The organism is Paenibacillus lautus NBRC 15380 (genome assembly GCF_004000945.1).
Taxonomy (GTDB): Bacteria; Bacillota; Bacilli; order Paenibacillales; family Paenibacillaceae; genus Paenibacillus_AQ; species Paenibacillus_AQ lautus.
Window position 1 is genome coordinate 1 of the sequence record NZ_BIMF01000033.1, and the last position, 11,935, is coordinate 11,935.

Below are 11,935 nucleotides of genomic sequence, written 5' to 3' on the forward strand. Positions count from 1 at the left end.
CACGAAGTGAATCAGGAAGCCACTCGGCATCGAATCTTGAATTCAGCCGGGCCTTCCGGTCTCACGTACCAAAAACGTACGCTCCTCTCCTCAGTCCCTAGCTTCATCCAACCTTCTCGGTGCTGAAAACCGACCTTTTTGAACTCGCACCTTTATGAACTCCCAGTAACAAGGTAACAACTTCATGAGCGGAAGAAAAAATAAACAGTAAGGGCCATGATGACTAACGACAAACCAAACGCGTTCTTCAGCCACCGCGGAGTTCGTCCCGGATGAGGACGCACGTTCCGGCCCGAACCTTCATATATTCGTTTTCTCCACTCGTTCAACGCTTCCCGTGAATCCGCGAAATCTCCCGATAAAGCCTTGTTCAGCCAAACAACGTATGGCTTGAAGATGAGGTTTCTTCGCAGTACCAGCTGCAGATCTGCAACACTACGGGTCTGGGGAAGCTGACAAGACGCCTCCCGTAATGATTTCTCATCCAGCAGGCCGATACACATCACGGCAAACGAGAACAAATCATAGGATACGTCGCCAGTCCGGCTTCCGGCATTCCAGTATCCCCGATCATACCATTCCGTAAACTGCTTTACGCTGCGTCCGAAAGGACTGACGCCTCCGTAATCGATCAGTTCCACTCTTCCGTATGCCGAGACCATCACATTATCCGGCTTCAAATCACCGAATGCATAACCGGATGCATGCAGAACGGTCAGCTTCTCGAGCAGCTTCAGTCCGAGCAATCCGATCCAGTCGGCACCGCGTTTGCGAATAAAATGATGCAGCGGACTCCCTTCAATGTAACGCATAACATAAAAGGATACTTCGCCGCTGCCGTCATGATGATCGTCCGCCTCTACGAGATAAGGGTCCGGCATCTGTTCTTTCAACGCATTCAGCACATTAATTTCGGATTGAAGATCCAGAGCGTCATACCCAACTTTTAAAGCATAACGCTCGCGTACTCCTGCCCGGTGGACCAGATACACCTTGCCGTTAGCCCCTTTGCCGAGCATACGTTCCACGATGTACCGGCTGTTCCGCCACTTGCCTTTAATTACGGTTCCTGGCGGGTAACCCGGGTTAGACAACGTAGTCACCGAGCATCCCTTCCTCTTGGCTGGAATGACCCCGCCATGATTGATTACCCTCTAGTGTACCATATCGGTAAAATTCAATCACCTTTAACAAGGCAGGTCCAGTCGGCGTTGCCCCTCTCATCTGCAGGCGGCTGAACATTCCCCGGGCGCCGTCAAGATCTGAGGTCCAATTCACGTCCATCACGATGTCCTCGCCGCTATGTTTGCCAGGAAAATGGAATACCGCTAGTTCGCTTGAGCCAGCGCGTGCTTTTAAACTCAGCATCAAATCGCGTATCGCTTCCTCAACCGCAGCCAGCTTGGGTTTCATGCTTGCACTTGCATCGATTAACAGCGCGACCTGCAGGGATGACGTCTCAGCGAGCTCATCCACAACTTCAACGACCTGCGAACGCTTGTCCGGCGGAAGCTCCTCCAGCGACCCGCCCCCCAAAATATGCTGTATCTCCTTATTTACCGCTTGTTGGATCGTCTGAACCACCGTTTTCCGAGTCATCATCTGTATCGTCTGCGCCAGCTGCGGTGTACCTACGATCCGGTGTATGCCTCCTCCCGCTTTGGCTATCTCCTGAATTTCCAATCCCCCAAGTTCACCGATCGTCCCGTAATCAAGGACCCCCACCACATTCACAACAATACCATCCTGGAGCGCATGGGCTGCGGCCAGAACCGGACTGGCCCCAACGTTCGAGCAGCCGTCCGTTATCAGTAGAATTTGCTTCATAATAAATGATCGCCTCCGTCTCATCCATTCCTATCGATTTGACTTCTATCTCTATCATTTCCACATTCAAGAGAGTTCAAACGGATACATAGGAAGAATAGACGGAAAAGATTTACCATTTCCGGGGTCCTCCATTTCCCGGGTAATCGCTTGGTTTTTCTAACGCATCAGCTAACCGTTCGCGGCCGCTCCATTCGGGCGAAGCCTGGTACATGCACATTCGACCATTCCGGATGGAAGTGATCCACACGCCCGACCACCACCGTCATATCATCATGAATTTGATTCTGTTGATAGCGAATCACCTTTTCCAGCAAACAGTCGGCAATTTCCTGCGGATCCTCACTGTTCACTTCCTGAATCATTCGTTTCATCCATAGCTCCTTGTTTACCGCATAACCCGGTGCATCATATATGCCATCCGTCATCATGATGAGAACATCACCGGCCTGCAGCTGTAATGACACCAGGTCCACTTCGATATCCTGAATAATCCCAATCGGAAGATTGCTGGCCGAGACCGGTATGACATCATTGCCCCGTTTGATAAAGCTCGGCGTCGAACCGATCTTCATAAAGGTGGTCTGAGCCGTATATTGATCGATTAGGGCCATATCGACCGTGGCATAGATTTCATCTGGCGAGCGCAGCATCAGAATCGAGTTGACCGATTTAATCGCCAGCTTTTCATCCATCCCGGATTGAAGCAGCTGTTCTAATATATTCAGAGCCGAGCTGCTCTCAAGCCGAGCCCTTTCCCCATTGCCCATGCCATCACTAAGCGCTACCGCAAACGTCCCGTTGCCCAGCTCAACCGTACTGAAGCTGTCGCCTGATAAAATATCCCCTCCCTTAGCCGCTGCGGCTACACCCGTCATAATTTCATATGTTTTCGCTGAACCGAAACGCACGGTGGCCAATCCATCCCTTGGATGGGTCAGGGTCTCTTCCATTACCGCGATATGCTCCCCGAGAATGTCGGACAGCAGTGGTCCAATAATCTTCCTGCATTCGTCATAACCCCGGGTATACGCATGAACGATCTCAATCTCGACCTGCCCGGAGTCCAGACTGATGATATCGATGCCTTGAATCGATAAGCCGAGCTGCTGAAGCGCTTCCCGAATCTGTTCTTCTTGAATGTGCATCGTCTGGCTTTCCCGCTTAATCTCTCGGGCCAAGTCTTCCATAACCTGCGAAACCCCGGATAATTGTTCCGCTACCAGATGGCGGCTATCGTATATTTGGCGTTTCCACTGCATATCATGTTGGTAGAGATGATACTGCTGCTTCAGGATGCCGAGCACCTCCTCCTTCTTGGCACAGATCCGGCTCCATTCCGGCGGCAGATCGTCTGCTTCCATCTCAGGATTCTCCTCGATGGAGGTCATCATATCGGTCATATATTTATAAGTCTGGTAAAACTTCATGTCCCAGCACTGATTCCGTTTATAGCATGTGGCACAGCTTCCTTCGGCCACGGCATTCATAAAATGATTCATCTCCTCCGCCTGTTTGCCTGGAGGCTGTATGACCCCTGACGTTTGTCCGAAACTTTGCGAGAGCTGACGGAATACCTTGGAGAATTGGGTAACACGATCCGCTGTAAGATCCCGAACCCGCTTAGCGTATTCATGCTGTGAACGGGTATGATCCTGCGTGCCCGGCACATATTTGCCTATAGCCTGCATTACGCTCTTGGGTGTGATGAGGAACAGCACAATAGCCGCACAGGTTTCCCAAGTGGAGATCATCACTTCTCCAGGATTGCTGAAATAGATGGAGAGAATGGTTGCCCCCAGCAGCATGCCCAGTGAAACACCGCCTTTCTTCCCTTCTTTCAGCATACCGGCGAGCATCCCGGAAAAGGCGAGTAGACTCATCTGGGAGAAGGCCGAAATGTTGGCAAGACTGAGAATGAGACCTGTCACCACGCCAACCGAGGCGCCTAGCGGAGCTCCCCCGACTAGAGCAAACAGCAGAATTAAGTAACGGGATAAGACATGCTCTACCGACAGGGATTGGATCGTCCAGCCAACGGCACCTGTCATGACCGACGCCAGCAAAATGATGATACATAGAATTTCTTCATTTCGAAGAACATGCGTTTTTTTACGAAGCGTCAGCACCGGAATCGCCTGGATAAAGACCAATGTCAGGACAAAGCTGAGCACCGCGTTCAGGGTGAGCATCATCATGGAATACCAGGTAATGCTCGGTCCGATGAGAACACTGAACAGATTCACGAAGAAGGTGGAGACAAATACCATCAGCGGTGCATATGACAATTCTGCCCGATCATACGTCTCCAATCCCCGCATCATAAAGTAAAAGATCAAGATTTCTGCCGGTACCATCCATGCTACCGGAAAGGACGCAAATAAACTTCCTGCAACGATCGCTGCGCCTACCGGCAGCAAATAATCGCGACGCATAAAGGCAATGACTGCAAAATAAGCTACGGCAAATGGAGACAGCTCTCCCAGGATCATAGCTCGTCCGAGCAGAAAACCCATGAAGGTTAGCAAGATCATCCACTTCTTAGCGGCCAGGAAGTGGATGGGACGCTGAAGAAAAGGCAGCTGCCCTAATCGTTCTGTTACACGGGCACGAATGGAACCCGCTCCCCCTTTAACTGCCTCAGTACCCGGAAACATCACCAGATTTCTTTTATCCATTACGCTGGCACCCCATTCTTCACGAATTTGTTGGTCCCATTATAAAACCCCTGTTCAGGAAAGTTTGTCAGAACACCGGACAAGCCCCAAAGAAATTTCCGACAAAATCAACGCGCCTTGCGAACGTTCGGGAAAAGAGCGCTCATCCCCCACGCCCAGCGGTATTTACACCAGTCAAGCCTATAGTATTCTTGCGGATCATTTCCCGAATTGAGGCGGACATCCCGCGCTCATTCCACACGGTATCGCCGTAAATTGCGTAGGAACCTGTCGTACCCTTGGATGCAACGACAAAAAAACCGCAGAAGGCGATTTCCCTCTGCGGTCAGTTTATATTTTATCGAATTACATACGTTTGGCTCCGCGTCCACCGCGTTTGCCTTCCGTATTCTTCTTAAGCGAAGAGATTCGTTCTTCACTGTCTTTCAGGAAGCGTGACATTTTATCCTCAAATGAAGGCTTGTTGGCCGCAGGCTTAAACGGGCGTCCGCCGCGTTCACGGTTGAATCCTCCACCACCGCCACCTCCGAATCGTTCTCCGCCGCCGCCTCCACTGCGTTCCGGTCTCGGTGCGCGGGGTGGACGACTTTCGGAAGCCGGCTTGTCGACAGCCTGCTTGATCGAAAGACCGATCTTGCCGTCCTTGTCGACATTAATCACCTTCACGGTAACGACATCGTTGATCTTCAAATGATCGTTGACATCCTTAACGTAATTGTCGGCGATCTCCGAGATGTGAACGAGACCCGTGACACCTCCTGACAGATCCACAAATGCTCCAAAATGCGTTATGCCTGTCACCTTGCCCTCTAACTTGGTGCCCACTTCAATTGCCATAGAATAAAATGATCCTCCCTTAAAAATATACAGTCCGATTTAGAAATCGCGCTGCGGTGATTTGATTATACGATAATGACCTAAACAAGGTCAACAGACGTGTGTCCTGCCTAATTACGGCTCTTCGCCCGAATTTTGGGGCTGAATGATCGGCGTCTCATTTGGCAGATACAGTCCAAACTTCTTGCGGGCAATCTGCCCGATATATTCAGGGTCCTTCAATCGCTCCACTTCATGAGTAATCTGGATTAGCGACTGTTCAACGGACTTATAATCCTCTTGCTTTTGAGCTAGCGCTTCGTTTTGATTACGGATGCGGTCATTCTGGGACCAGAGCGTTGAACCTGCCCAGATCAAAAACAGCGCCATCATCGCCACAAACATTCTTTTACGCCGGCGTGCGCCTTTGTTCTTTGTCTTGGTTTGTTGGGGAGCCTGCTTCGACGGATCAGCAAATCTTCCCATGACCATACCTCCTAAAACCAGCGCTTCCACGCCTTAATAACCTTGTCCGCGAATTGCTTGCACCATGCCGGCAGCCTGACTCTGGATGTGATCGGTCTCAGCATCCATTTCAAGAGTCGCCAAAAAGGCATGAGGCATTTAAGGACTAAACGCAACAGCGACAGGAGAAACTTCCATAGAAACCTTAACAATCCCAAGATGAGCATCAGGATTCCTTTGATCGGATTCCACAATAACATACGGAACAGCTTGTACAAAAAGGACAGTAAGCCTTTTGTCACTTGAATTAACATTACCACAAAACGTTGGGTTATGACACTCCATAATAAAAAATAGATCCAAACCCCTATAAACAGGCCCACAAACACATAAAAACGCAGTTGACCGTCATTGGTCACATACAACATGCGAAAAATGAAGAAGGCTGCCGCAATCCAGTAAAGGAAGTCCAGGGTATGCTTGGACCATTGCGGGAAACGGAGCTGCCCTGCCAGCACCCGGTAGCTGTCGAAGGCGACTCCCATCGCTGCTCCGGAGAAGAGCATCCAGAGCAGCGTGATCCATTGTACGCTGGGGTTCATTTAAACAGCTTACCCAGCAGACTCTTGTTCTTGGTCTGCGAACCGGGATTCAAGTAAATCAGTGAATGCACCTGACCTTCAATCGACAAAAGCCCCTCTTCCAGGCTGAGATTTTTAATATGTAAATTTTGTCCCCGAATGGTGAGATGCCCAAGCTCGGTTTGAAGCAGAAATTCTTCACTGTCAAAGCTCTCCACATTTTGGACACCCGTAATGTCCAGCAGCTTCCGGTTCTGCATCCGCAGGTCATGAAACTTGCCCTTCCCTTGGTCGATCATGGCATGTACCCCTCCTTTTAACAATAGCTTATGGGAAGGTACCTGTCTTTAGAACCGGAAGAAGAACAACCGCTTCAGGAATGATCGTGACGCTGCGAGGATTGCCAGGTGAATGAAAGAGAGCAGGAACTCCTCTTGTTTATACATCAAGATAAACATAAAAACGTCCCCCGCACCATAGGGTGAGAGGGACGTTTGATGGAACGGCTCGGGCTGCTTACCAGTCCAATCCGCGATCTTTAACGATCGGTTCTTCCTTGACCAAGGTATAGAGGCTGGTTGCCTCATCTTTACGGGTTGTCTCGGTAAGACGCTCGACCCGGACGGTCACCAGCTTCTGGCCAAATTGGACGGTGATCTCATCGCCCAATTTAACCGTGCTGCTCGGCTTGGCCTCGCGGCCATTGATCAGCACCCGGCCTTGATCCGATACATCTTTCGCTACGGTACGCCGCTTGATTAACCTCGATACTTTCAGGAATTTATCGACGCGCATTATTTTACGGCTTCTTTAAGCTTGTTGCCTGCCTTGAACGCAGGAACGTTGGATTCTGGAATTTCGATCGTGTTACCTGTTTGCGGGTTGCGGCCTGTACGTCCAGCGCGCTTACGAGTTTCGAAAGTACCAAAGCCGATCAATTGAACTTTATCGCCATTAGCCAAAGCTTCAGTAATTTCACCAAGGAAGCCGTTCAAGACGTTCTCTACGTCTTTTTTTGTCAGTCCACTTTTACCGGAAATGTTGTTGATCAGATCTGTTTTGTTCATGAATTAAATCCTCCCAATTATCAGAAAAATATAAGATTTTACGGTTATTCGGTTAAACCGCCTTGCAATCTGCAAGATTTCACCATTAATGATTATTCTGGATGCCTTGCGGAATTCCTGCCGCAAATCCCTATTTTTTTATTTTTTACGTGAAAAGATGCCTTTTTCACCCATCGATACTGCCGTTTTGTGCCGATCCCGATTTAGCTGCTTGCCATAGGGCTTCCATCTCGTCCAGGGTACTTTCCTGCAAGGTTTTCCCCTGGGCGGCAAGCTGCTCCTCTATGTAGCTGAAGCGACTGACAAACTTCCGGTTCGTTCTCGAAAGGGCCTCTTCCGGGTCCGCTCCGATAAATCTTGCCGCATTGGAGACCGCGAACAGCAGATCACCGAGCTCGAGTGCCGTATCCTCATCAGACTGACCCTCGGTCACCGCCTGCCTCAGTTCACCGAGTTCCTCTTCAATCTTCTGGAACACGCCTTCGATGTTATCCCAATCGAAACCAACCTTGGATGCCTTCTTCTGGAGCTTGTACGCCTTCATCAATGCGGGAAGATCCCGCGGGATGCCATCCAGTGCCGAGGCTTTCTCTGGTGAGAGCCCCTTGCGGCGCTTCTCTTCCGCTTTCATCTGCTCCCAGTTCTGCAGGGCAGATTCTGCGTCTTTGGCGCTGCTCTCACCAAAGACATGCGGGTGACGGAAGATCAGCTTGTCATTCAGCGCTTGAATGACATCATACACCGTAAAGGTACCCAGCTCCTCTTCCATCTGAGAATGCAGCATAATCTGCAGCAGCAGATCCCCAAGTTCCTCCTGCATATGCTCAGGATCATCCTCATCAATCGTCTCTAATACCTCGTAGGTTTCTTCGATCAAATTTTTGCGGATGGATTCATGGGTCTGCTCACGGTCCCATGGACAGCCCTCAGGGCTGCGCAGAATGCCAACGATCTCATGGAGTCTGGCAAACGTTCGCTGCCGAAGCATGCTGTCTTCACTTCGAGGTACGTAGACCAGCGACAGATTCCCATATCCGTCAATGCGATCGAGCTCGTAGAGCGGCACGCGCTGGATCATTTCCTCGCCCTCAACACCCAGCGCATGGCCGACGATGACCGGATAATCGTCCGGATACAGTTCCATCAGCGCCAGTTTAACTTCCGAAGCGGTAAACATGTCATACACCTGGCCGATCAGGGTATGCAGCTGCGGCTGGATGGCGCTTGCCCGAAGCTCAGCCGCATCGAGAAGCTGGAAGCCCTCAATGGGATCGAAACCAAGGCGAACGAAGGCCTCGTCCAGAAAGCTCTCACCGCCGAGCACCGTAAGCGTCACATTCTCTCCCGGGCAGCGCTCCCGTAATAACCGAACGGTTGCCTCCGCTACCATCGGATGCCCAGGCACCGCATAAACGAGCTCGCGATCCTCCTCGGCAGCTTTGGCCAAGTTGATTAGCGCGGATGCAATGGATTCGTACACCTCGGGAAAGGTGTCATGCGCCTCATACACATGGTCAAACGATTCCGGGTGAATCTGGAACTCATTCAACGCAGTGATGACGGGATGAGATAATGTACGCACATACACCTTCGATGCCCGCTGCATGGTTTTTATGATACCTATCGTCAATCGATCCGGATTGCCAGAACCCAAGCCGACCACCGTAATGGATGCACTCATACGCTACTTCCTTTCGTCTTCGTCCGCCTTGTCGACGTCATTATCGTACACTACTATATCACAGAAGATCAAACATCTCACAATCGGCCCGGTTCAGCGCAGCACACGCAGGGCCCGCAAGAAGGCCGCCAGCGGTCTTCCGACCTTCGGCAGCATCCGAAGCTCCTCCTCGGTGAGGAGCTTCATGAGCGCTGCGCCGATAAGGAAGGCGCCGCAGCCGGCCGCGACGCCGCTCAGGCTCGCAGCCGCGTGGGTGAGACGGCCTGAGGCGAAGCCGGCCGCCGTCAGAATGCCGCCGGAGGCCTCACCTGCGCCCCAGGCGGCCAGCGCCACCGCTGCGAGGACCGGCAGCGTCCTCGCAAGCATGCCGCCGGCGTCAAGGCGGGCGCCGGCGCTTCGCGAGAGCAGCGCGAGGTTGAGCGCGGCGGCTGTCAGATGCGCCGCCACGCCGGCGATGGCTGCGCCGGTAATGCCAAACTGCGGCACCAGCAGCAGGTTGAGCAGCAGCTTGAGCCCAGCCGCAGCCAGCAGATGAACCGCCGGGGCTTTGACAATGCCTATCCCTTGAAGCAGTGCAGCCGTTATCGTGCTCAGCGTCCCCCCAGCAGCTGTAAAAGCAATCACCTGCATCGTCGCCGTCCCTGCGGCGTCTTCGTACAGCATGATGTTAATCGGCTCAGCCAGCACCGCCAAGCCTACGGAGGCCGTCATTCCGATCAGCCAGAACCAGCGGAGGGCCATACGGGTTTGGCCTGCAACCCGGCTGGATTCTCCCTTGAACTTGGCCTCCGCCAGTGCAGGGATGAACAGAACCGACAACGAGGTGGCCAGCATCGTAACCAACTGGACGAGCGGCAGTCCGCGGTTATAGACCCCAAACTCCGCCATGGCCATTGCTTCGCCCAGTCCGCCGGATGTCAATAAACGGGGCACCGTGAAAGTATCCACCAGTCCAATCAGCGGAACAGCGAGCAGACTAAGACAGACCGGAATTCCATAAGCAAGCAGGCGGCCTAGCAGAACACCTGCTCCCTCTCTAGTTACATCGGCACGCAGCCCCGTTTCGTTCATACCCGCTGCTTCGAATCCGTGACAAGCCTCTCCTTGAATTTCACTCCGAGTTGCTCGGATATGCTTGCGCCAGTATAGTCCCATCACCAACAGACCGGCGGCACCACCGGCAGCAGATCCGAGCAGCGCCCCGGCGGCAATCACGTCGGGATCGGAACCGGCACGGATCATGTAGAGCAGCAGCACAATCATGACCCCGACACGGACAATCTGCTCCGTAATCTGGGAGATGGCCGTCGGCACCATATTGTGCAGCCCTTGAAAATAACCGCGCAGCACCGACATCCAAGGCACGAATGCCAGCGCCAACGCACCTGCGCGGAGGGCCGGTACAACCTGACTGCTTCCGATCCACATCCCGATCCTCGGTGCGCAGACGTACATCAGGAAGCCGAGAATCAGACCGAACAGCACCAACGAGGCGGAAGACAGGCGGAGCAGGCGATGACCGTCCTCGGTGCGCCCTTCAGCCTCATATTCAGCCACATATTTGGAGACCGCCGCGGGAAAGCCAACCACCGCTATCGTAATGATCATCATATAGAACGGATAAACCGTATTGTAGATGCCAAAGACGGCATCCCCACCCATATTTTGCAGCGGTATTTTTTGCAGTGTGCCAATCAGCTTGGACAGAAGCGCGGCCGCACTAAGGATAAAAGCTCCCTGCAGCAGCCTCGCCCCTGTTTGATCCGGTTTCATATCGTCTTCCAATCCCCTAGTTCCGTATCACAGGCATGCAGATGCTGATGCTGATGCTGCCATGTGTACCTCCATTATAACCAAGGGCGGGAGAGTGGTACAAAAAAGGAACCGGACAACAAAAACTCCCAGCTGCCGATTGACCCTGTGATCAACGTTCAGCGGGAGTCTTCATCCAAGGATTGATGTCCTCGTCTTACTGTTCCATTTGCTTGCCGAGGAAGCCTGCGGCGGTTTCAGACATCTTCACTTCCATCTCACCCATGTTCACGGATTCGTCCTTGTTCAGCAGCACGACACTGCCAATCGGGTCTCCTCCAGCAATGATAGGCGCAGCGACAAAAGCGGACAAAGCCTCCGGATTGTCTTTGCTGATCTCATACGTACCACTGTTGCTTTCCAGCACCGTCTTGCGATTTTCCATGCAGTTTTCCAGAAGGTTGCCGATCGGCTTGTCCAAATACTCTTTCTTGGAGCCGCCTGCTACGGCGATAAATGTATCACGGTCCGATATGATCGTGATGTGACCTGTGCTCTCATAAAGGGACTCTGCATATTCCTTCGCAAAATCACCCAATTCACCGATTGGTGAATATTTCTTCAGAATGACTTCTCCATCCCGGTCAACGAAAATCTCCAGCGGGTCGCCTTCGCGAATCCGCAGTGTGCGTCTAATTTCTTTTGGAATGACCACGCGCCCGAGGTCATCAATACGGCGGACGATACCAGTAGCTTTCATTTCACTTGTTGCCCCACTTTCATAAGAAGATTTTTCAACTACTGTTCCATTCGGGAAGAGGATGTCCCCAGGTATATAAGAGTTAATGTCTGACCATAGTATTCATCCATTCCCAATTCCTTATACATCATCTACCCTCTGTTGGTTGCGAAATCCAAAAATAAATATCATCCGAAAGGGACTGATGTCAGGGGAGAAAAAATCCATAACGCGTTATTTCGCACGTTATGGATTCGAAGATCCCACCATTTCTTCCAACGCGCTGGCCATACATCCGGCATTAGCCGCAGCGCTTCACAAAATCATCG

General features: G+C 51.9%; 12 protein-coding genes. All 12 read right to left on the reverse strand.

The genetic code is table 11. The features are described from left to right. Positions 1 to 182: 182 nt before the first annotated feature. The 12 genes from PLA01S_RS29795 to spoVT all read right to left on the reverse strand — a co-directional run bounded on the left by PLA01S_RS29795 (position 183) and on the right by spoVT (position 11,627). The gene (locus tag PLA01S_RS29795) at positions 183 to 1,103 is read right to left on the reverse strand and encodes a protein kinase domain-containing protein (RefSeq protein ID WP_127595907.1); all 921 of its coding nucleotides are present in this window, start codon (positions 1,101 to 1,103) and stop codon (positions 183 to 185) included. After that, positions 1,087 to 1,827 carry a vWA domain-containing protein gene (locus PLA01S_RS29800; RefSeq protein ID WP_127595910.1) on the reverse strand — a complete coding sequence of 247 codons (741 nt, stop codon included), beginning with the start codon at positions 1,825 to 1,827 and terminating at the stop codon, positions 1,087 to 1,089. The genes PLA01S_RS29795 and PLA01S_RS29800 overlap by 17 nt, the downstream gene beginning before the upstream one ends. Positions 1,828 to 1,994: 167 nt before the next feature. Beyond that, positions 1,995 to 4,505, reverse strand: coding sequence for a stage II sporulation protein E (gene spoIIE, locus PLA01S_RS29805; RefSeq protein ID WP_127595912.1), 2,511 nt, complete (start codon positions 4,503 to 4,505; stop codon positions 1,995 to 1,997). Between the two features lie 345 nt (positions 4,506 to 4,850). After that, positions 4,851 to 5,342 carry a S1 domain-containing RNA-binding protein gene (locus tag PLA01S_RS29810; RefSeq protein ID WP_006207435.1) on the reverse strand — a complete coding sequence of 164 codons (492 nt, stop codon included), beginning with the start codon at positions 5,340 to 5,342 and terminating at the stop codon, positions 4,851 to 4,853. 114 nt (positions 5,343 to 5,456) lie between these two features. Next, positions 5,457 to 5,807: an FtsB family cell division protein gene (locus tag PLA01S_RS29815; RefSeq protein ID WP_098741227.1), complete on the reverse strand. Its 351-nt coding sequence runs from the start codon at positions 5,805 to 5,807 to the stop codon at positions 5,457 to 5,459. A gap of 11 nt (positions 5,808 to 5,818) precedes the next feature. Then, positions 5,819 to 6,388, reverse strand: a complete 570-nt coding sequence (gene yabQ / locus PLA01S_RS29820) for a spore cortex biosynthesis protein YabQ (protein ID WP_100541643.1) — start codon at positions 6,386 to 6,388, stop codon at positions 5,819 to 5,821. After that, the gene (gene yabP / locus PLA01S_RS29825; protein WP_009591926.1) at positions 6,385 to 6,666 is read right to left on the reverse strand and encodes a sporulation protein YabP; all 282 of its coding nucleotides are present in this window, start codon (positions 6,664 to 6,666) and stop codon (positions 6,385 to 6,387) included. Before yabP ends, yabQ begins: the two co-directional genes overlap by 4 nt. 217 nt (positions 6,667 to 6,883) lie before the next feature. Next, positions 6,884 to 7,162 (reverse strand): RNA-binding S4 domain-containing protein, encoded by a 279-nt coding sequence (locus tag PLA01S_RS29830; RefSeq protein WP_076326537.1) that lies wholly within the window; start codon positions 7,160 to 7,162, stop codon positions 6,884 to 6,886. Beyond that, on the reverse strand, positions 7,162 to 7,434 hold the full coding sequence (locus PLA01S_RS29835; RefSeq protein ID WP_009591918.1) for an HU family DNA-binding protein: 273 nt from the start codon (positions 7,432 to 7,434) through the stop codon (positions 7,162 to 7,164). The genes PLA01S_RS29830 and PLA01S_RS29835 overlap by 1 nt, the downstream gene beginning before the upstream one ends. A 166-nt stretch (positions 7,435 to 7,600) precedes the next feature. Beyond that, on the reverse strand, positions 7,601 to 9,115 hold the full coding sequence (yabN, locus tag PLA01S_RS29840) for a bifunctional methyltransferase/pyrophosphohydrolase YabN (RefSeq protein WP_127595915.1): 1,515 nt from the start codon (positions 9,113 to 9,115) through the stop codon (positions 7,601 to 7,603). Between the two features lie 93 nt (positions 9,116 to 9,208). Further along, a complete protein-coding gene (locus tag PLA01S_RS29845; protein ID WP_127595918.1) occupies positions 9,209 to 10,888 on the reverse strand; it encodes a putative polysaccharide biosynthesis protein in 1,680 nt (559 codons plus the stop codon). 196 nt (positions 10,889 to 11,084) lie between these two features. Further along, positions 11,085 to 11,627 (reverse strand): stage V sporulation protein T, encoded by a 543-nt coding sequence (spoVT, locus tag PLA01S_RS29850; protein ID WP_100541646.1) that lies wholly within the window; start codon positions 11,625 to 11,627, stop codon positions 11,085 to 11,087. Positions 11,628 to 11,935: the final 308 nt, after the last annotated feature.